This window comes from Hymenobacter sp. BT188 (assembly GCF_014333585.1).
Taxonomy (GTDB): domain Bacteria; phylum Bacteroidota; class Bacteroidia; order Cytophagales; family Hymenobacteraceae; genus Hymenobacter.
This window is the reverse complement of sequence record NZ_JACSCW010000002.1, coordinates 437707-458629: the sequence shown is the minus strand read 5'-3', so window position 1 is coordinate 458629 and position 20923 is coordinate 437707. Positions and strand designations below refer to the sequence as shown.

The window sequence follows — 20923 nt, the reverse complement described above, 5'->3', positions numbered from 1 at the left end:
CTACTTACGTTCAAGTGTGGTCAGACGATCACGTCGCCGTTCTAAGCGAAGTTTGCGCAGCTCCAATTGCTGAGCGTTGGTTATCAGTTTAACCGAATCCTGACGGGCTTTGAGCGTATTTTCTACGTTTTGCTTTTGGAGCGTTTCGATGCGGGCCAGATTGCTGGTGGTGTTAGCTTGCAGGTTCTGGATGTTCTTTTCCAGCTTCTCCCGCTCCTTTTCCACATCCTTCACTTGCTTCTCTGCCTCCGCTATTTGGTCTCTGTAAGCTTTGCTGCGGGCGGCGGCAGCAAAGCTCTGAACCATGGTGCGCATGGCCGCATACTCCGAAGGCGTTTGACTGGCCGACATGAAAGAATTGCCTCCCAACGTGGCCCACACGGCCAATTCAGCTACGGTATCGGCAGGGGCAACGACGCTGGAGTACAGGTCGATCAGCTTGCCCGATACGCTGGAAACGGGCGTCTGCTTAGCTACCAGCAAGTCCTTTTTGCCCACGCCAAACGTGCCGTCGCCCTTCAGCCGGATGCTGTAGGTGTCTTTCAGCCAGGCTTGCCAGTAATCGCGTAGCCACTGCGCAGTGCCATCAACCTGTACCTTCAGGGCCTCGCGCTCTTTGCGCTCAAAACTGACGGTGCCGTCGCGCACATCGTAAAGCTGCGCAGCGGCGGGCTGAGACAGCAACCCTAAAAAGCCCCCCAGGAGCATAAGCAGGTATATTTTTTTCATCGGAGGCGAGCTAAATGTCGTGGCGCTCGAAGGTAGCGTGCAGATCCTGGCGCATGTGCTCGAAGCGTTGCACGGCAGCTTGCAGAAACTCATCGTCGAGCAAGGTGCGGACTTCGGCATCGCCACCGGTCAGGTCCATTTCGCTGACCTTGTACGTTTGCTCCAAAGGACCTTTTTCCAACTTGATCAGGTACTTACCGTTCCAAGAAAAAAGCGTGATTTTGGCATCAGGGTGCGGAATATCGGCTACGTGGCGCATGGCTGGGGGACTTTTTCTGACGAATAGGCGAAGATAGGCAGCCCGCGCTCAACAACGACTTGTGCCGCCGTGAAACCCCGCAATCTGATGGTCGCCTATACGACTTTACCGCCCCCTTCTTTTCCCCGTCAACCATTTTTATCATGCCACAAGGAGATAAATCGGCTTACACCAACAAGCAGAAGCGTAAGGCCGAACACATTGAGGAAACTTACGAAAAGCAAGGCTTGTCGGAAGACGAAGCGGAGCGTCGGGCTTGGGCCACCGTCAATAAGCAAGATGGTGGTGGTAAGAAAAGCGGCTCGGGCCTCAAGAAGCCTACAAAAGAGTAATCGACCACCTACAGATCACTAAAAAGCCCCCCAGCATTGCGTTGGGGGCTTTTTTATTAGCTAAAAACTAGGCCACGGTGTGCAGAATAACCCACAGCGAAGTAGCCGAAATAACCAGCCACAGCAGCACTCCCAACCCAAAAGGCCGCACGCCCACTTCGCGCACCACCTCCATCGACAGGCCCGCCCCAATCAGGAACAACGTCAGCGTCAGGCTTACTTTCGCTATCTGGGCTGCCACTGCCCCCGCCCCGCGCAACGCCGGCACGTAGGTAGTTAGCAGCATAGCTCCAATAAACCCCAGAATGAAGTAAGGCACCTTAACCTTGGTGCCGGGCGTTTTAAACAAAAAGGCCGTGCCAAGCGCCACCGGTATTATCCATAGAGCGCGGGAAAGCTTCACGGTAGTAGCCACCTGCAAGGCTTGGTCGCCGTAGTGGCTGGCAGCGCCTACTACCGAGCTGGTATCATGAATGGCAATGGCGCACCACAAGCCAAATTGATTTTGGGTCATCTGCATGGCGTGGCCCAGGGCTGGAAAAACCAATAGCGCCACCGAATTGAGTACGAACACAGTACCCAAAGCCACCGAAAACTGTGACTTTTCGGCTTGTATTACCGGGCCTACTGCGGCAATAGCGCTTCCGCCACAGATAGCAGTACCACACGAAATCAGGTGGGCCGTTTTGCGCTCAATGCCCAGCCAGCGGCCCAACCCGTAGCCCAGCACCAGTGTACCCAAAATAGTAGCAATGGTAAACACAAACCCCTGGCGCCCGGCCTGAGCAGCGGCGCTGGCATTGATGCCGAAACCTAACCCTACTACCGAGTATTGCAGCAGCTTACTCGTGTACTTATGCGTTTGGGCAGCAAATGGATTGCCGATCAGCAGAGCTACCAACAAGCCCAAACCCAAGGCCACCGGTGGCGAGGCCAAAGGTGTGAGGCAGAAGATCAGCCCGACCCAGAAAAGGACCTGCTGTGGTGTCAGCGGATAGCCAAACACCAAGAATGGATGCTTTAAAAACGACGCTGGATTATGGTGTGCTGAGTCATCGTGGGTAGAATGGGAAGCAAAAGGGCGGGCAAGTTTCATGGAGTAAAGTGCTACAAGCTCTATTCCAGAACAACGCTTTTTGAGCGCATTCGATAATCAAAATTGATTATCAATAATAACTTATAGTTATAAGCTAAGCTTCCTATGCCGATGTGTATACGTCAGAAAACGCTGCGCCTGAGCGGATAAGGGTTGGCCCTGAACCCACACTACTTCAAAGCGCCTAGAGAGGTGCAATTCCTGCATGAGCACAATTTCCAGCCAGCCAGCCGCTACTTCCTTCATCAAGGCGCGCCGCGACACAAAACCCAGGCAATGGGGCGCTGCCTCCAGATATGATTTAATGCCTTCCGTGTTATCCAGATAAAGCGCAACGTTTAGATCTGAGAGCTTGATTTTGTGCTCGCGCAACGCATATTCCAGCACTTCAAGCGTACCGGAGCCGCGCTCCCGCAATACCAGAGGGTGCTGAAGCGCATCGGCCAATGTCATGTTCTCGGAGGGCTTTTTTCCAGGATTAGCGCAACGCACGGCTACCAACTCATCCTCGAGGAGAAGCTCATAATGGAGGTCGCGGTTTTTAATCTGACCTTCTACAAAGCCCAGGTCAATTTGCCCCCTGAGCAACGCCTCAGCAATATGCTCGGAGTTGCCGTTGAGCAAGGTCAGCTCCACGCGCGGATATTGAGCCTGAAAACCGGGCAAAATGGGCGGCAGCACATACTGAGCCAGCGTGGTACTGGCTCCCAGACGCAGTCGTCCGGCCGCTTCATCGTGCAGAGCGTGGAGCTGGTTTTGCAGGCGCTCGTGTAATAGCTCTACTTCATCGGCGTGGGTAAGTAGCAGCGTACCGGCAGTAGTAAGGCTCACGCGGTTGCCCCGCCGCTCAAAGAGGCGTTGGCCGTAGCTCATTTCCAGCTCCCGAATATGCTTTGTGACGGCGGGCTGGGTAATGAATAGCTCTTGCGCGGCTCTGGTAAAGCTCAAGTGACGCGCCACCGCTTGAAAAACACGCAAACGAAAATCAGGCATGCTGCAAGCTACGATTAGCGCCAGAATTTGACTTGTGCAGGCGTTTTCAGCTTTAATCTTAAATTCTCAAAGGCCGTCATGCAGAAGCAGAGCCGAAGCATCTCGCGTGTTTATCTGGAGTAGTAATCTCACTAAACACGCGAGATGCTTCGCTTCGCTCTGCATGACCGTCATATAGGTGTTCAATAGACTTCTAGTACAGGATGTCGTCTATGGGCTCCAGCTTTTTTGGCACATTCGTTTCGCCCAGCATTTCGCGCAGGTCAATTTCGATGGTGCGGCAAATGCTGGTCATGGGCACGTCGTTCATCTGGTTCTCGAACGGGTTTTCGCTGGTATGCCCTACCACTTCAATCGTGTTGAACACCCATGATATGAGCACCGAAAACGGAATAGTGAGCCAGATATGATCGGGGCCCATTTGAGCAAACTCGCTGATCAGACCCAGAGGCAGCAGCAAGGAAAACAACCACACGAATACGAAGCTGTAGTAGGCATACTGGCGCGGAAAAGGCGTGTTCTTGATTCGCTCGCAGCCACCTTGCAGGTTATATAGCTCCTCCAGCGTCTGCATAAGGCGCATGTGTTGAAAGTCGTTGAGTAGGCCCCGATCTTCACGAAGAATCCGCAGCTCGGCGGCCTGAAGCCGGATGATATGCGCCGCTGGATTTTGTAAATCCCGAATATTGTCACTTTCCCTCTGGCTCAGAAAAGGAGCTACATCGCTATCCCAATAGTCGGGTACCTGGCGGCGCAATTGCAATCGTACGGAATTACACCAAGCTATCTGGCGGTGCACGAGCCGCTGGTGCCGACCAGTCAGTTCCTCAGCGGTGGCTTCGGGGGCATCTACGTCGGGGGCATCTACGCGGGAAGTCACAAACTCCAGCGCCTGCACCGCCCACAGGCGGCTGTAGTTAACGATACCACCCCATAGCTGCCGGCCTTCCCAGAAACGGTCGTAGGAACCGTTATTCTTAAAGCCGATATAGAAGGAAACCGCAATACCCAGCGTGGCCACGGGCTGCCACGGAATAGCAATTGACTTGAAATTCAGTGGACCATACACTACGCACACCAAAAAGGCATGAAGTAGAAAGATGCATACGCTACGCCAGGAGAACTTCCAGACGACGCGCCAGCGAATATTATTACGAACGTACACGCTTCAGTAAAATAAAAAGCTACAGATGGAGAGACCCCGCAGAGGTGCAGGGGCCATTTGCTCTTTACGCAAAAGCTCAACAATCAGGCAGTACGCAACAGTTGAAGGCTAGCATTTGTCTGAATTAATCGGCCGAAACATCAATGGCGATGCCCATGAGTTGCATCAGCTTGCTGGCGTTGAAGCTACGGCATAAGCCCGGCGTGAGGTGATAGTCAAACCGAATTTCGTCGCCTTCGATGGTGCTGTTGAAGCTGTAATTGGTAACGGCACCAGGCAACTCCTCGGCCAACGCGCCCAACTCCAGATCGTGGGTGCTGATGAGGCCGCTGGCGGGGCGCTGGTGGAGCTGGTGAATAAGCGCGCGCGCCCCGCGGTGCCGGTCGCGGGAGTTGGTGCCTTTCAGAATTTCGTCGAGCAGGTAAAAAACGGGCGTACCCGCGGCCGTTAGCTCCAGCAAGAGGCGCAGACGCTTCAATTCAGCATAGAATGAGGAAGTGCTTTCGGCCAGATTATCCTGGGTGCGCATGGCCGTATACACCTGGGCCGAACTTAGGCGCAAGTGGCGGGCACAAACGGCCCCGCCAGCCAACGCCAGCACCATATTCACACCCACGGTACGTAAAAAGGTGGTTTTGCCCGACATATTGGAGCCTGTAACCACACCCGTGCACCCCGCCCCTATTGTGCTGAAATCGTTAGTGATGCGCTCGGTGCTGAAGATAAGCGGATGTCCCAAGGCTTCGGCCGTAAACTCCAGCGCTTCCGGGCTGAACTCGGGCACTGTGTACGTAGGGTTAGCAAACTGATACGCCGCCAGACTTACCAAAGCTTCTACCTCGGCCACTACATCGAGCATAGTCGCCAATTTGCCCCCCAGCTTCCGCTTCCAGGCTTCGAGGCGCCACATCCAGAAGAAATCCCAGAACAGCAGATTATTGGCAAAAAAGGCCGCCAGCGTACTTTGCCGCATAGAGAAATAGGCCACAATGCTGGCTAGCTGACCAATAAGCTGCGAGGCAGGCACAGCGCCCGGCGCACTTACGACAGCCTGCAATTCTACCAATTGAGGCGATGTAAACGTCTGTGTTTCGAGCAATGTTAGCTGGTCGCGGTAGGCGCGCAGCACATCGTACATGCTGTCGCTGTGCTCGAAGTAGTCGTCGCGGGCTACGCGGTAATAGTGATTAATGCCTCCCAGCAGCAGCAAAAACGGCACAACGACTCCAAACGAATAGCCCGATAGCCACAGCCCTGCGCTGGTGAGGGCCAGCGGCGGCAGAACGAACAAAGCCACTTTAAGCCACGCTTTGTCGGCGAAGAAATCGGGCTGCTGTAGCCAGGCAGCGAAGCGGCGCGGATCGTCGTTCTGACGCGGAAAGTGCCGGGCCCTCGCCTGCCACTCCTGCTGCCAGGTAACATCAGGGGTCAATTCGGCCACAGCAGTCTGACGGGCGCGCACGACGGCTGGCGTGGCAGCTTGCCGCAGCCAGTCAGCAAGTCGATCCTGGCCCAGGCGGGAGGTAGCGCGGCTGAGCAGTTGGAACAAGGAGTGCGGACCAAACACATCGAGGTCGGCGGCGTAGGCGTGGCTGGAATCCAGGTAACGGGTGCCAGCGTCGAACTGCATCAATTTGCCCCCCAGGCGTGCCAGCTCCTCCTGGTTGATCAGGCCCAACAGCCGATAGTGATTGTAGCGGTACCCGAGGCGGCTGTGCCAACGCATGACCAGCACAAATACCACGTACAAAGCCAGCACATAGGCCAGTCCAGCCAAGTTGCTGCCATTGCTGAACAAGTAATAGCCTCCCAGCGCCCCCGCCCCGAACACGACTACCCGAATCCAAGCCACTGCTTGGTGGCGGCGCCCATAGTACTGCTCCTGCTTGGCGTGGGCAGCAAGATTGTCAGTGAATACGTCGGCGGGCGCGACGGAAAGCGGGCGAAAGGCAGCAGGTTGGGGCACGGGCAAGCGACAGTTGAGCCTAAAAGTACCAAAGCCTAAGGCATTTCCCGGAGTTATCCGTCTAGTGCTCTAGAGGCGACTCAAGTTATTCTATGCCTAAGGTCTTAGTAAACGATACTACTTTTTGTCAGGTACCAGACCATCAAAAGAGCCGGCTTGCGTCACATCGGGCTTCATCTGAACCCAGTGGGCCACTGGTGTGGTTGTTGTGTCACAAGCGTGTACCCAATCTTATTTTTTGCTTTATGCCGCTATTGCGTTCCCTACGCCGTTTGAGCTTGTTTCTGATGATAAGTGTCGCAGGCTTTTCTAGCGCTCAAGCGCAACAAAAGCTGAAAGCCCCCAAGCCCGACGCCAACGAGATTTACGACAGTGTCGGTCAGCCCGCTGTGCCCGTGGGTGGCGTGGAAGCGTACGCGCAGTATCTGGCCGATAATCAACGCTACCCCACGGGCGCCTTAAAGCGCGGCGTGCAGGGCACGGCGCCCGTTACGTTTGTAGTAGAAAAGTCGGGCGTTATTTCCAATGTGACCGTCACGCAGCCCCTCGACTCAGAGTTGGATCAGGAAGCTATTCGCCTCATAAAAGGTGGCCCAAAGTGGACGCCGGCGCAGCACCGGGGGGCAAAAGTTCGGCAGCGTGTCACGGTACCTGTGTCATTTGCTATTCCAGCGGATGAATTGGGGGCTACTGCTGCTGCGGCGCCTGCCGGAGCTACTACTCCATCGGGCGCAACCATGGTAAAACCCGATGAGCCGGCTCGCCCCGTAGGCGGCACCGAGGCCTTTTTTACTTGGATTCAGGAAAACCAGAAATACCCGACCCTGGCCCGTCAGCGCAAGGTGGAAGGCCGCGTGATGATGGAGTTTATCGTGGAGAAGGACGGCTCGCTCGTTGAGCCTAAGGTTATTAAGCGCCTTGGCTCGGGCCTCGATGAGGAAGCGCTGCGTCTTATCAAAGCGGCCCCCAAATGGACGCCCGCCCGCTATAAAGGACAGCCGATGAAGCAAAAGATGGTGTTGCCGGTTGTGTTTCAGCTGTAAAAGCTACGCATCAGCAACACAATTGTAATCCATATCATTATAAATCAGTGACTTATATTTATTTGTTCCGCTCCGTTTTCTTACTGCCTACACTATGCTTTCTCCGCTTCCTCTCGTTTCGGCTCCTCCTGTAGCACCCACCATGCCCTTGCCTGCACCCTGCTCGCAGGTAATATGGGTGTACCAATCTCGTTTCCAGCAGGCAGCTCAGGCTATTGCTAATGGCATTTTCGATACGCTCGATGATGACTTAGCGCCTGACGTGCTCCTGCTTGGTATTCCGGTGGCTGAGCCTCACCAGAAAAACGAAGATGTACTCTCTGCCATCTGCCTGGAGCCTGCTGACTGTGGCCTTGATTTCGCCCATTTCAGTCGAGTGCTGGCGCGGGGCCAGGAATTTCAGCTCCGGGAACCCTGGGGGGCTTATTTTGACCGCGAGCAGGTAATGAGTGAGGAAATGATTCGCCGGAAGCAGCACGCCATTGGCCTGCGTCTGGCGGTGCAGGAAGTCCTCGATAAAGTAGATTCAGTTGATAAAAAGCGCCAGTCTTTCGCCGGCATACCCATTCAAATTGGTGATTTTTACGTGCTGACGGTTTTGCGCCTCAACCGCAAAGTTCTGCGCACTCACCCGGCCCTCACGCCCAACCGCTATTACACCGATGGCCGCTTGCTGGCGTCCTCGCTGGGCCTGGCGGCGGTGCTGCGTTTTCATGAGGAGTGCGTGAAGTCATTGACGGAGCCCGAACCTGGCTCGGGTATGCTGCTGCGTCACCGCGAAACCGACGAGCTACTGCGCGCCGCTGGTAAGCTGCTCATGGATACGCCTGCACAGGCGTTGGGCCTCAGTCCGGCCACGGCAAAGCTGTTTGCTACCTACAACACTATTTCTTCCCTACGCTATGAGGGCGCGGAGGGTGTGGGCAAGATGTATCTGGCCAAGCGCCGCCACCCTAATCTGGAGGAAGTTTTTGCCCTTACCTGCCCTACCCCACTCACCGACTACCGGGCTGTGCGCAAGCTGCTTGAAATGACTACTTCCGACGTGAGCTTGCTCGCTGATGGCGAGAATGTGTATGCCCTCGGCCGACCTATCGGTCATTACGATCCAAGCCGGGAAGATCTGTTCGTTATCAACTTTGTGACGCACTATGCGTGGGAGTTTCAGCACGATGGCAAAGTACTGATGCGTACCACCTATGGCAACCCTAGTCTGCCACGTGCGCGCCTCAACCGCAGCCAGTTCCGCAAAGACCTGCGCCGCACCTTCGATCTGACCGCCCCCGAAAAAGTGGAGCGCCTCTGGGACGTGGTGCTGGAAGCAAGTCGGCAAAAGCATGGTACGCTCGTCGTCGTCACGACCGAAGCGCTGGCCGAAGCCGACCGCCTCAAGCTACAATGCACACTTATTGAGCCCGTTCCGCTCACGCCGCTCATCACCCGCCTCGTTACGTCTATTGATGGCGCCGTGCTCGTGGATCCCGAGTCTTACTGTTATTCTATCGGGGTTATTCTCGATGGCAAGGCTTCGGGGCGGGGCACCAGTACGCGCGGCGCCCGCTACAACTCTGCCATTCGCTACGTGGAGAGCAGCCCATATCCGTGCATGGCGATTGTGGTAAGCGAAGACGGAATGGTGGACGTGATTACGAAGGAAAGCTTGGCGGAGGAAGAATAGAGCGCTGGGGGGCAAATTGCACTTAGTGTCCAGCCTTACAAAGCCATGGAAGGCGTATTGGCTTTGAGTTTAGCTAAACCAATATACCGTAAAGGTTGTGCCTTCGCCCACAGTACTAGCTACGTCTAAATGCCCCCCACGGCTCGTAACAATGCGCTGTACCAGATAGAGCCCCACACCAGTGCCACTAATGTGTGAATGCTGACGGTCAAAGAGTTGAAATATTGGGTCGGCCTCTTTGTTCACTTCCATACCTAGGCCATTGTCCTGCACTTTCAGCCAGGGTTGACTAGTATCAGTCACACCGCTCGTTATGGTTATGCGCGGCGGGCGCTCAGGGCAGGCATACTTAATGGCGTTACTCAGCAGATTGTGCAGTACGCTACGCAAGTTGGCGCGGCCGTATATCAAGGTAGGAGCAGCCCCAAAGTTAAGGGTTACAGTTGCTTCCGCATCCTCTACGAGTACGCGCAAACCCAGCAGCACTTCCTCGGCTACACTACGCAAGTCGATTGCCTCAGTGGGGGCTGTTAACTGCCGTTGCTCCTGCACCGTAGCGGCCAAATCATGGAGCGTAACGTCCAGCTGTCCCAAAGCCCCATCAACCATTCGCAGCAGCACTTCGTGCTCCTCGTCATCGAAGGTGGCTGTGCGGCGCAGCTCATCAAAAAGCCCCCTAAGGTTAAACAAAGGCTGTTTCAGATCATGTGAGGCGGTGTACACGAAAGTATCCAAGTCGCGGTTGGTGCGCGCCAGCTCGTCATATTGGTGTTGTAGCACTTCGCGCAGACGGTGCTGATCGTCTACATCCGTGCACGCGCCAAACCAGCGCAGCCCCCGGGCATCGGTCAGCTGCCGGGCCCGGATGATGTGCCAGCGGTACTGGCCATCGTGGCGGCGCATCTGGAAAAGGCCGTCAAAGCTTTCGCCGGTGGCTACGCATTGTACCCAGCGGCGTGCAGCACTGGTTTGCTCAGAAGAATGAATCAAGGACACCCAGCCCGTGGGCCCTAGCTCATCGGCCGCCATGCCGGTATACTCGGCAGTGTGCTGATTATAATAGTCGATAAATCCTTCAGCGGTGGCCGTCCAGATAAGCTGGGGAATACTATCGGCCAGAAAACGTAGTTCCGCTTCACCCCGACGCAGGGCATCGGCTAACTCGCGCTGATCGTGCACTTCCGTAACGGCCCCGTGCCAGTAAGCGGCTTGGTCAGGGGCGTGCAGCTCGGGTACGGCCCGGCTAAGCAGCCAGCGGTATTGCCCATCATGGCGCCGTAGCCGGTATTCGTGGCTCCACCCAATACCAGCCTTTCGCGCGGCCTCCATTTGATACAACACCCGCAACCGATCCTCGGGGTGGACAAGCAGCGGCCAAATCGCATCCAGATCAGCGGTGGGAGGCTGCCCGGTGAAGTAGTACCACTGCGGACTTACATACTCGTATTTGCCAGCTGCGTCAACGGTAAAGGTAATCTGGGGGGCAGTTTCGGTTAGAACGCGTAAGCGCGCATCCAGTCGGCGCGTTTCGAGAGCCAGTTCATGGGCACGTTGGCGTGCCTCTTCCTGTCCTGTCACATCAACCGCAAATAATAGCAGGCCATGTACTTGGTCTGCATCATCCTGCAAGGGTTCGAGGGCAATATCAAAGTAGCGCGGCGTAGGCGGCTCGTCGTTGCTTGCGGGAAGAGGCAAGCCATAGGCTTTGGCGACGAAAGGACTTCCCGAGTCGTAGACCTTCTGCATGACTTCACGCAGATCGGCGGGTAGCGATGCATCGGCCAAGGGCTGGCCCTCAGGGGTATTTCCGCCTAATAAGGCCTGCATGGCTTCGTTTACAAAGCCATATCGCAGCTCAGGGCCCAACAGGGTAGCAATACCAGCCGGCATGTGCCGTAGGATACGCTGAAGCTCCTGGTCACGCATGTAGATAAATCAAGACAGCAACAAAATGAAATGTGGCATTAGTCTAGCCGCGAACAGAAGAAAATGCAGCCTAAACGCGGACCAACAACTGTTTTTCTGCTAAAGGGGCTCAATCTTTATCCTCATGAGTAGTAACTGCCTTAGCAGGAAGCAGCACTACTGATTGTCAGTGCTTACTGGCTCAGTGACTGCATCATTAGCCCCAAATACGGCCTGGCGCACCAAATCAACCAGAAGGGCGTCAGCAATACTGAGCGTATCAGGTGTAGCAGGCATCTGATGGGGCAGAAAGAAGCCCGTCAGTGTACTAAACCCTTCCGGATCAATCGGATGAAATGCCATCGACCAGTCAGGGAAGCTCCGCGATTCAATCGGCTTATCCGTGAGCTTGACCACGTTAGAGTGACGCCCATCCAGAGCAATCTTTTCAAAGAGCGGCCTAATAATAGCTGGGTCGCCCTCAATCAGTTGGGCGATGTTGCCGTGGCTGTAAAACAGGATGCCAGTGACATTGTTGCGGGCATTATCGCGGCGGCATTGCGCCAGCAGCTCCTGCAATTCCTCATCAGATAGAGGCCGAACAGCCCGGCTCATGTAAGCAATATGGTTCATACGAGAAAACATGGGCCACTACACAGGGTTCAAAAAGTCTCAGAATCTGCCAAGTGGCAAGCAGCTCTAATGACGAGCTTGCAAGATACGGAGTCTTTATTATCTGGTTCTCGCAGACGGAGATTGCGCCGGGTATCAGTAGTATACTGGCATTTGAGACAAGCACAATCTCAACTGTAATTCAGGCACTTCGATTTAAAAATACGCAGTTTTCCAGTAAAAAAGCCCCCCAGCAACGCCAAGAGTCGGAATTCCAACCTTATTCTACCCAACTGAAGTACAGCTTAGTCTTTTTAGCGCTTAGCCCGAAACGACCACGTAATCCGAAAAATGGCCACCATATCACCGGCCTGATCGGTTCCGGTGCTGGTGCATACTACGGTGCGACCCTCGCCAGTAGCACGGCTCTCGGCAATAGCCTGACCAATACGGGCACCATCGAAGCTAGTGAAGCTGATGAGCCCCACAGCCTTTTTCATAAATTCCGCCTCTAGCCCCGTTACAAGCATCGATACAGGCGAGCCGCTGCTGATATGCATCAGCGCGAGCACACCACTAGCCATTTCGGCGGCCATGCTCAGGCAGGCGAAGTAGATGCTACGAAAGGGGTTTTTCGTCAGGTACTTATACGGCACCGTCACTGTAGCCTGTTCCGGCGTTACGTCGCGCACGCGCAGACCTGCCAGGTAAGCCATGGGTAAGCTGCGCAGCATAAACAGGCGCAGCTTCAACGGATTCTGGATGGCACGACGAAAAGCGGCAGCCTGGGGCGTGTCGGCGGGCACAACGGGTGAGGAAGACATCATAGTAGGTAAGTTACTGGAATGGCACTACTTTATGGCTTTGGAGATTTGTTTTGTCGCGCCTTTTTGGCCTTATGATCAGCCGGATAAACCACCAACTCCTGATAGGTAGAAACAGGATCTGTTTCGCGCCGAAAGTCCAGCTCTTCCAGCACACCCACTACCAGTTCCATTGTGGTGTAAACCAGGTTGCCATCTACTAAATGACCCCCAATAGTCCGGCCCGTAGAATCAGCAACGGCCAGATGCAGGTGGCTGCCATTTATGGAGAGCGTACCCACCAGCGACACTACCTCAAAATGCCCTTTATACTCAGTTGGTCCAGGCTGATTGGCGAGGCGCAACTTAACAGTGGTTAGGCTACCAACGCCCGTAACAATAGTGGCGGCCTTTATCTGATTGGCCTGTGCAAAAACCTGCAGTTGCTGCCGCAAATCCTGACCAGGTGCCAAGCGGAGCGCATACGTGCGCATAGGCGACGATAGGGCGGCTACGACGGGTGTAGCAGGCGAGGACATAGCGGTCTTGGTTTGAGCAATAGCCTTTAAAACAGTTAGTCCCAGCAAAAAAATAGTGAGTAAAAGGCGCATATATACAGGTTGGTAGCGCAAAGGTAGCCGCTGACCAACAGTGAATGAATTTTGCCCCCAGTGTAGAGTATAGCAAAAAATAAAGAGGAGAAAAGCCAGCTCTAGCTGATTTTTCTCCTCTTCTCACTATCCTTCTGCACTCACCACCAGAACGATAGTGATGAGGGCGTTGCAGCGCCCTATTTATTAAAGCTCACGTTGCCGTAGCGCACTTTGATGTTTACGTTACCCGAATTTTTGGCGCTGGCCCCACCGAACTTGCCTTGCGTATCGCTGGTGGTGGAGCTACTTTCCTCCGACCGGACGCGCACTAACTCTTTGTCTACTAACAGCTTGCCGTGCTGAGTATTTACATCAAAGTCAAAGCCGGCACCTTCCGAGAAATTTAGCAGGAAAGTACTGTAGCCCCCATCCAGATTAATCTGACGGAAGTTTTTACCGGTGTTGCGAACTTCAAACACAGGGCAATACTGCACTTTCATATCCAACTGATCATTTAACTGATCAATGCTAAACTTGGAGAAGCCCGACGAGCCGCGCAGGTTGCGAACAGTACCCAGAGCCACGTCGCCGTACTTGCTGTGTACCGTCAGATCGCGCACAGTACCGATGTCGATGTCGGAGTAGTTGTTGCGCAAGTCTACCACTTCCCCCGCATCTAAGCGGAGTTTGGAGTAAGAAGCATCGATGCTGGCTTTGCCGGCGAAAGCAATGGTGCTCTGACCATTACCTACACGTAACAGGTTCTGCGGACCATCCAAGCGGCTTGTGCGCAGGCTGCCGTATTCTACTGCCAGCTCCGTAGTGCCTGTCAAATCGTTATTGATGCTGATGTCGCCGAAAGTATTGTACACCCGTAAATTCGTGTTTTTGGGCAGCCAAACGGTGTAATTCACTTCGTAGAGTCGCTGCCGACTGGCGCAGCCATTAGGCATAGCCCCAAACTTCGACTGAACGGCAATTCCGCCCGTATTTGGGTCGTTTTCCAGCATTTTCACCTGAATCATATTCATCAGCTCCTGCGCTTTTTCGTCAGAGTCGGCGCGGGTAATGATGTCGACGTCGGTGCGGATTTCGGTGCGGTTCCAGGTATTAATCTGGACGCGGCCGTAACGGGTTTGCAGGGAATATGGCTTGTCGGCACGAGCCGCAAAGGTGCGGCTCAGCTTGCGGCTTTTTTCTACGGCAGGCACTGCACTCATCTCCTGCTGGCCTTGGCTGCCTTGCTGTACTGGCGCCGTGGAAGGTGAAGCGCCACCCTGCTGCGGCATACTTGGCTGAGCGGTGCCAGTTCCTTGGTGATAATTATCAATGACAACAGTCGTCGGCTCCAGTGGAGAAAGCTGCTCAGCTTTTCCTTGCGAAATCAGCAGCAGGCTCGCAGCCAGCGACAACAGACAATAGTTAAAACCCATCAGGACCGTTTTCATCGCTTGCGACTGTTTTTGGCCACTTCTGGCTCATCAGTGTGGTACTCCAGCATTCTTTCGCGGGTCCGCAACTGCTGGTTTAAGATATCAACCCTGATTTGCAGGTTGCGATTCATGGCATCGAGCACCATATCAGGCTCTGGGTTGCGGTATAGCTCGGTTTTGAGTTGAGCATACGTTGAGTCGAGCACTGCTAGCTCCCGTTGCCAATCAGCGGCGGGAGCGTTAGAGCTTTCTTCTTCCAACTGGCGCAACTCGCCGGCCCGTTCTTTAATCTGGGAGGCAAAGTAGGTTTCCATTTGCTTCACCGCCGTGTTCAGACGCTGGGTAGGCGCATTAGCTGCCGCTGTAGCTACAGGGTTGGTTCCGTAATAAAAGGAGTCGTTGGTTTCTTCCTCAGTAGGAGCCATGGTAAGGTAAGGCGCAGGACTAATGCTTGTCCAAACAGAGGCAGTTGGCGAGGCGGAGTTTTGCCAGAAAAGCCCCCCACCGGCTAGTACCGTAACGGCAATAGCGGCGGCAATGCCAAAGCGGCTATTCCAGGAAGCTTTTTTGGCTGGTATTACTGGCTCGGGGGCCAGTTTTATCACGCGCAAGGGCACTTCCTCCGTGTCGTCGAACGCCACAGAGTGCGTCGTCAGCTCCTCTTCGATGCTGTCCCACAGATCGGGACGCGGCTCGAACGCGTCGAAGTCGGCGCGGTGCTGCTCTACGAAAGCTTCAAGTGATTTCTTATTCTCGTTCATACAGGTGGTTATTCGCACGTTTCTTCCCTTCGACCATGATCCGCGGCTATGTGGGTGGAGCGTTAGTCCGGCCGGTTTATCCAACACTTACTAGGTGCTTTACAATCCGTGCTGGCGCCCTAGTTCCAGCAATTTTTTTCGGGCCCTGCTATACTGCGATTTGGAGGTTGATTCGGTTATGTTGAGGATACCTGCTATTTCAGCGTGGTCATAGCCTTCGAGCAGGTACAGTGAGAGTACTACGCGATACCCATCGGGTAGTTCCTGAATGCAGCGCCGCAATCGGTCGGCGCGCCAGCTTACTTCCGTAAAGTCGGTGTCGTCGTCCTGATCGGAGCCCACCGAATCGTGCTGATCAGCTAGCGGCACCAGCTGCAAGCGCCTATTGCGCAGGCAGTTAATACTTTTATTAATGACGATGCGCTTGAGCCAGCTACCAAACGATGAGTCGCCTTTGTAGCTATGCAGCTCGCGAAACGCGCTCAGAAATGACTCCTGCAACACGTCCTCGGCCTCGGCAAAGTCGCCGGTGATGCGCAGGGAGGCATTGAACATTGCCTTCGCGTAGCGCTTATAGATTTCAGCTTGGGCACGGCGGTCGCCCAGGCGGCAACGCTCCACCAATGGGGCGTTGATATCAGTATACGCAAAAGCCTCCATGTGCGGTATTTGGGTTGTGCATGCTCAAAAATAACAGCCCGTGAATATCCGAATTTCTTCGCTAAACTGCTCGTTCTGATGGGTAAGCGAGAGAAAGACAAGTCGATGCAGGGTGGGGTTGCACGGGGTTTAAGGAAACAATTAGAACGCTGGCCTTATTGTTGAAACGCTTTCCTAATACCTGCACTACTATTTTTATGAAGAAAGTTTTACTCTTATTATTTTCGATCGGCGTAATCAGCAGCTGCCAGGATAAAGACGATTTTAGTCCATACGAGGGCATTGAATACCGTGACGATGTGAACCGTCGTCAAACACAAAAGGACCCATCTGACTGGACGCTAGATAATACTTGGAGCAATGAAGAAAAAAAGCTTTTTGCTGATTTAGAAATTGACCTAAATGGTCTACCCCAGGGTGGTATCCAGGAAATTAGTTTCTACCCCAATCCTGTCAATCCAGCATATGGAGTTGCTAATTTCGATTATCGAAAAACTGCGGCATCTAATTTTTCAGGTAGATGCGTAATCGTAGACGGAAACTACAAAGTGTTATTCAACACTGAAATTCCCCCTAAAAGCTTTGGCCTGCAACTACCAATTTTCGGCGGCGACAAATTTGAAAAAGGTAAGATATACCGGATGTATTACGTGTTTTATGAAGGCTCGATTCTTTATTATAAAGGCCATGGAGACATCAAGATAGCCGATTAAGAACAAAGCCCGCCTAGTAGTCCAGGCGGGCTTTGTTCTTAATTAACTTAGGCTACAACTATCTACTTTCTAGATTATATATCAAACTTAATCCCCTGCGCCAAGGGTAGCTCCCGCGAATAATTGATGGTATTTGTCTGGCGGCGCATATAGATTTTCCAGGCGTCGGAGCCGGATTCGCGGCCACCGCCGGTTTCTTTTTCGCCACCGAATGCGCCCCCGATCTCGGCACCGGAAGTACCGATGTTGACGTTGGCAATGCCGCAGTCGGAGCCCGCCTGCGACAGAAATGCTTCGGCTTCGCGCATATTTAGGGTGAAGATGGACGAGGATAAGCCTTGGCGCACACCATTTTGTAAGGCAATGGCTGCCTCCACGTCGCCGCTATATCTAATCAGATACAGGATGGGCGCGAAGGTTTCCTCTTGCACGGTGTGGTACTGATTCTCGGCTTCGACCAAAGCGGGCTGCACATAATTGCCCCCCGGATACTGGTCGCCGGTCAGAATTTGCCCCCCAGTCAGCACTTTACCTCCCTCCTGCTGTACGGCTGCTAGCGCTTCGCTAAATCCGCGCACGGCGGCTTCGTCAATCAGCGGACCTACTAACGTGCCTTCCGTCAGCGGATTGCCAATGGGCAGCTTGGGGTATATGGTGAGCAAACGCTGCTTTACGTCCTCAAAAATGGACTCGTGAATGATGAGGCGGCGCGTAGTGGTGCAGCGCTGACCGGCCGTGCCCACAGCACCGAATACCACGGCGCGCATGGCAATATCCAGATCGGCGTGCTCGGTGAGGATGATGGCATTATTGCCCCCCAACTCTAGTAGCGCCCGGCCCAAACGAGCGCCTACTACTTCGCCTACCTTCTTGCCCATACGAGTAGAGCCAGTAGCCGATACCAATGGCACGCGGCCATCGGCGGCCATCAACTGGCCAATTTCAGCATCACCAATGATGAGGTTAAAAATGCCCTCGGGCAGTTCATTCTTGGTCAGTACGTCGCGCAGAATATGCTGCACAGCTACCGCCGTGAGTGGCGTTTTTTCGGAGGGTTTCCAGACGCTCACATCACCACAGACAGCGGCCAGCATAGCATTCCAGCTCCACACGGCTACCGGGAAGTTAAAAGCCGAAATAATACCGACTACGCCCAGCGGGTGATACTGGTCGTACATGCGGTGGGCGGGCCGCTCCGAGTGCATGGTGAAGCCGTGCAGCTGACGTGACAGGCCCACGGCGAAGTCGCAGATATCAATCATTTCCTGCACTTCGCCTAAGCCTTCCTGCAGGATTTTGCCCATCTCGTAGCTCACCAGCTTGCCGAGTGGCTCCTTGTAGTCGCGCAGCTTATTACCGATTTGGCGGACGATCTCGCCGCGCTTGGGAGCGGGCACGAGGCGCCAGGTCTGAAATGCCTCTTGAGCCGTTTGCACTACCTGCTCATAGTCGGCGGCGGTGGCAAAGCTTACTTCCCCAATCAGCTGCCCATCAGCGGGCGAATGGATAGCGCGGGTCTTGGTGTTGCTGGCACCGCCCCATTTCAAACCGGTGCTGAAGGCTGGATTGCGGGCTTCAATGCCTAATTCACGCAATACCGCCTTGATACCGTGCGGATCGTGCTCTTGTACATCGGTGCCCGTGGCGGTGGCTTCTTCGAGTGCTTGTTTCATAAAATCAAGGAGAGTAAAGGCTGGGAAGGGGTGGGATGTAAGAGTAACAAAACTAACAAAAAAGCCCCCCAGTTTTCTGGGGGGCTTTTTTAGTGCTCTAACTAAGTCGCTTATTCGGCCTGACCGATAGGATAGTAAGCTTTACGGCCATCAGGATAAATACCCTCAACTAAGGCACCGTCACCGTTTTTGGCAATTTCCAAATAGCGCTGCACGTCCTGGGGCTTAACAACCTTATTCTTGTCGATGCGGGTGATGATGAAGCCATCGGCAATGCCCGTCTGGCGGAAGTTGCTGTCGCGGATGCCCTTGATCTTGGCTCCACCTTCGATGCCGAGCTTGCTCAACTCCTGGCTCGTCACAGGCTCCAGCGTAGCACCCTCGTACTTCACCGCCTTCGCTACTTCAGCCCGTACCACATCGGTAGTGCCGGTAGCATTGCGGAGCGTAGTAGTAGCAGTGCGCTCGTTGTTGCCACGCAGGAAGGCTACTTTAATCTTGTCGCCAGGGCGGTAGCGAGCTACCTGCTCCTGCAACTGCGATGAAGTGTTCACCTTCGCGCCGTTGATTTCGGTAATCACGTCGCCTTTTTCGAGGCCAGCGGCCGCGGCGGCGCTGTTTTCACTCAGTTCCTCAACATATACGCCGTTGAGGTTCTTGAGCTTTTTCTCAGAAGCCAGTCGGGCGTCTACTTCCCGGATCTGAACACCTAGCAAAGCGCGCTGCACTACTTTATATTTCAGCAGGTCATCTACTACTTTACTCACAATGCTGCTAGGCACCGCGAAAGAATAGCCTTCGAAATTGCCGCTTTGAGAGGCAATAGCCGAGTTGATACCCACTAGGTCGCCATTCAGGTTTATCAGCGCACCACCCGAGTTACCCCGGTTTACAACTGCGTCAGTTTGCAAAAACGACTCAAGGCCCATGCGGTCTTCGCGCTGCAGAATACCAATATTGCGGCCTTTCGCGGAAATAATACCAGCCGTTACGGTCGAGTTAAGGTTGAACGGGTTACCGATAGCCAGCACCCACTCCCCAACCTTCACATTGTCGGAGTTGCCGTAGCGCACAAAGGGCAGGTTGTCGGCTTGTACCTTCAGGAGGGCAAGGTCGGTGGTAGGATCAGTGCCCACCAACTCAGCCTTGTATTTACGCTTATCGTCCAGTACGACTTCAATTTTATCGGCCTTGTCAATCACGTGATTATTGGTGACGATATAGCCATTAGCCGCGATGATAACACCCGAGCCCGAGCCCATCTGAGGGCCAGCCTGCGGCGACTGATGATACTGATCAAAATCTTCACCGAAGAACTGACGCAAAAGCGGGTCCATGCGCTGAGAGCCGGCATTGCTGCGCATTTTGGGCGCGTACTCCGTCATTACGTGCACCACGGCCGGCGTCACCGACGAAGCAGCCGCCACGAAGTTCAGCCCTTCCGGCACTACATAATCACTGTTGCGCAACTCACTGGTATAGCGCACATTCGGATCGGCGGCTACTACCTGCGGCGCGTTGGAGTTGGTAGGCTCTAATAGCTTATACCCGCCCACGGCCACGCCCCCGCCCAGAATGGCAGAACCGAGCAGGCCGAGCATCATTTGTTTTGCTTGCATGGGTAAGAAACGAGGATTGGATATGAGAAGAAGATGAATTTAAAGCAAAAAACGCAAGGTTCAAATATGAATCTCGCTTCTACTATCTACTATAAGATGCAACCTAACGTAGCGAGGTTGCTTGTATGTACAACAGGAGAGATTTAAAAAAAGGCTCCAAATACAGAGCCTTTTTTTAAATCATATTCTTAATGCACCTCAATGTGGTGCTTGGTCACTTTCTTATTGTCAAAAGGCAAACGAACACGCAGGATACCGTCTGTCATTTCGGCTTCAATTGCCGTCACATCCACTGTATCGGGCAGGCGGAAGGTGCGGGTGAAGTTGCCATAGTTGGTTTCTACGCGACGGAATCGGGGGGCATTTTGCGTCTCACCTTCTTTCACCTCAGGAGCTTCGGGCGCTTTTCGCTCGCCGCTGATCACAAGCTTACCTTCTTGGAAATCAATTTTTACAGCCTCTTTCGCTACGCCGGGCAACGCTAAATGCAGCTCAAAGCCAGCCTCAGATTCAAGGATATCGGCCTGGGGAATGAAGGATTTTGCAGGCTCAGTAGCGGTTGGCAGCGTGTCGCGCAAAAGCTCATTTAATACAGAGTTGAAAGCGCGGGTTGGGCGAGTAGCAGGACGGTTGTTATACAGAATAGTGGCCATGGTTACAGATAATTTTAAGAGTCAAAGAGAAGGCCGTTTTAAAGCGGCGACATCCTCATTGAATAAATTCTGTACCAACACTCATATAGCTAATTTCTACTGCCAAAAAGTCTGCATTAGCTACAACAGCTAATTAGTTGATCTTTAGTATGGCCAAAAAAATGTCATTATAAACCTCAGGGACACTATTAGGATTGTGTAAGACAGTGACTTAATGTCGCAAATTTTAATCAGACC

The 20923-nt window shown here is 53.8% G+C and carries 20 protein-coding genes; 4 read left to right on the top strand and 16 right to left on the bottom strand.

What is annotated here, in order from left to right; translation table 11 throughout:
• Window positions 1-729 (bottom strand): hypothetical protein, encoded by a 729-nt coding sequence (locus tag H8B13_RS06080; RefSeq protein WP_187309916.1) that lies wholly within the window; start codon window positions 727-729, stop codon window positions 1-3.
• Window positions 730-739: 10 nt separating this feature from the next.
• Window positions 740-988: a hypothetical protein gene (locus tag H8B13_RS06075; RefSeq protein WP_133271704.1), complete on the bottom strand. Its 249-nt coding sequence runs from the start codon at window positions 986-988 to the stop codon at window positions 740-742.
• A gap of 143 nt (window positions 989-1131) precedes the next feature.
• On the opposite strand from H8B13_RS06075, the gene H8B13_RS06070 reads away from it, so the two are divergent.
• A complete protein-coding gene (locus tag H8B13_RS06070) occupies window positions 1132-1320 on the top strand; it encodes a hypothetical protein (protein ID WP_187309915.1) in 189 nt (62 codons plus the stop codon).
• 67 nt (window positions 1321-1387) lie between these two features.
• Here H8B13_RS06070 and H8B13_RS06065 read toward each other — a convergent pair whose 3' ends face one another.
• The 4 genes from H8B13_RS06065 to H8B13_RS21515 all read right to left on the bottom strand — a co-directional run bounded on the left by H8B13_RS06065 (window position 1388) and on the right by H8B13_RS21515 (window position 6540).
• On the bottom strand, window positions 1388-2416 hold the full coding sequence (locus H8B13_RS06065) for a YeiH family protein (RefSeq protein WP_187309914.1): 1029 nt from the start codon (window positions 2414-2416) through the stop codon (window positions 1388-1390).
• An 87-nt stretch (window positions 2417-2503) separates the two neighbouring features.
• A complete protein-coding gene (locus H8B13_RS06060) occupies window positions 2504-3409 on the bottom strand; it encodes a LysR substrate-binding domain-containing protein (RefSeq protein ID WP_187309913.1) in 906 nt (301 codons plus the stop codon).
• A 193-nt stretch (window positions 3410-3602) separates the two neighbouring features.
• Window positions 3603-4574: a bestrophin family protein gene (locus H8B13_RS06055; protein WP_187309912.1), complete on the bottom strand. Its 972-nt coding sequence runs from the start codon at window positions 4572-4574 to the stop codon at window positions 3603-3605.
• A gap of 124 nt (window positions 4575-4698) precedes the next feature.
• A complete protein-coding gene (locus H8B13_RS21515; RefSeq protein WP_187309911.1) occupies window positions 4699-6540 on the bottom strand; it encodes a MutS-related protein in 1842 nt (613 codons plus the stop codon).
• A 245-nt stretch (window positions 6541-6785) separates the two neighbouring features.
• Here H8B13_RS21515 and H8B13_RS06045 point away from each other — a divergent pair, with 245 nt between their 5' ends.
• Together H8B13_RS06045 and H8B13_RS06040 are read left to right on the top strand one after the other, a co-directional pair.
• Complete coding sequence (locus H8B13_RS06045; protein ID WP_187309910.1) at window positions 6786-7583, top strand: energy transducer TonB; 798 nt, start codon at window positions 6786-6788, stop codon at window positions 7581-7583.
• 94 nt (window positions 7584-7677) lie between these two features.
• Window positions 7678-9261, top strand: a complete 1584-nt coding sequence (locus tag H8B13_RS06040; RefSeq protein ID WP_187309909.1) for a DNA integrity scanning protein DisA nucleotide-binding domain protein — start codon at window positions 7678-7680, stop codon at window positions 9259-9261.
• A gap of 69 nt (window positions 9262-9330) precedes the next feature.
• Here H8B13_RS06040 and H8B13_RS06035 read toward each other — a convergent pair whose 3' ends face one another.
• From H8B13_RS06035 to H8B13_RS06005, 7 genes are all read right to left on the bottom strand, one after another.
• Entirely contained in the window at window positions 9331-11187 is a 1857-nt protein-coding gene (locus H8B13_RS06035) for a PAS domain-containing sensor histidine kinase (protein ID WP_187309908.1), read from the bottom strand.
• 156 nt (window positions 11188-11343) lie between these two features.
• Window positions 11344-11799: a BLUF domain-containing protein gene (locus tag H8B13_RS06030; protein ID WP_187309907.1), complete on the bottom strand. Its 456-nt coding sequence runs from the start codon at window positions 11797-11799 to the stop codon at window positions 11344-11346.
• A 293-nt stretch (window positions 11800-12092) separates the two neighbouring features.
• Window positions 12093-12605 carry a PaaI family thioesterase gene (locus H8B13_RS06025; RefSeq protein ID WP_187309906.1) on the bottom strand — a complete coding sequence of 171 codons (513 nt, stop codon included), beginning with the start codon at window positions 12603-12605 and terminating at the stop codon, window positions 12093-12095.
• Between the two features lie 29 nt (window positions 12606-12634).
• Complete coding sequence (locus tag H8B13_RS06020) at window positions 12635-13192, bottom strand: PPC domain-containing DNA-binding protein (protein ID WP_187309905.1); 558 nt, start codon at window positions 13190-13192, stop codon at window positions 12635-12637.
• 179 nt (window positions 13193-13371) lie between these two features.
• The gene (locus H8B13_RS06015; RefSeq protein ID WP_187309904.1) at window positions 13372-14622 is read right to left on the bottom strand and encodes a hypothetical protein; all 1251 of its coding nucleotides are present in this window, start codon (window positions 14620-14622) and stop codon (window positions 13372-13374) included.
• Window positions 14619-15368, bottom strand: a complete 750-nt coding sequence (locus tag H8B13_RS06010; RefSeq protein ID WP_187309903.1) for a hypothetical protein — start codon at window positions 15366-15368, stop codon at window positions 14619-14621. The genes H8B13_RS06015 and H8B13_RS06010 overlap by 4 nt, the downstream gene beginning before the upstream one ends.
• A gap of 99 nt (window positions 15369-15467) precedes the next feature.
• The gene (locus H8B13_RS06005) at window positions 15468-16028 is read right to left on the bottom strand and encodes an RNA polymerase sigma factor (RefSeq protein WP_187309902.1); all 561 of its coding nucleotides are present in this window, start codon (window positions 16026-16028) and stop codon (window positions 15468-15470) included.
• A 197-nt stretch (window positions 16029-16225) separates the two neighbouring features.
• Between H8B13_RS06005 and H8B13_RS06000 the strand changes: the two genes are divergently transcribed.
• Entirely contained in the window at window positions 16226-16741 is a 516-nt protein-coding gene (locus H8B13_RS06000; RefSeq protein WP_187309901.1) for a hypothetical protein, read from the top strand.
• 74 nt (window positions 16742-16815) lie between these two features.
• Here H8B13_RS06000 and H8B13_RS05995 read toward each other — a convergent pair whose 3' ends face one another.
• The 3 genes from H8B13_RS05995 to H8B13_RS05985 all read right to left on the bottom strand — a co-directional run bounded on the left by H8B13_RS05995 (window position 16816) and on the right by H8B13_RS05985 (window position 20686).
• Window positions 16816-18414, bottom strand: a complete 1599-nt coding sequence (locus H8B13_RS05995) for an aldehyde dehydrogenase family protein (protein WP_187309900.1) — start codon at window positions 18412-18414, stop codon at window positions 16816-16818.
• Between the two features lie 110 nt (window positions 18415-18524).
• Window positions 18525-20033 carry a Do family serine endopeptidase gene (locus H8B13_RS05990; protein WP_261990250.1) on the bottom strand — a complete coding sequence of 503 codons (1509 nt, stop codon included), beginning with the start codon at window positions 20031-20033 and terminating at the stop codon, window positions 18525-18527.
• A gap of 188 nt (window positions 20034-20221) precedes the next feature.
• A complete protein-coding gene (locus tag H8B13_RS05985; protein WP_187309899.1) occupies window positions 20222-20686 on the bottom strand; it encodes an Hsp20/alpha crystallin family protein in 465 nt (154 codons plus the stop codon).
• Between the last annotated feature and the right edge of the window lie 237 nt (window positions 20687-20923).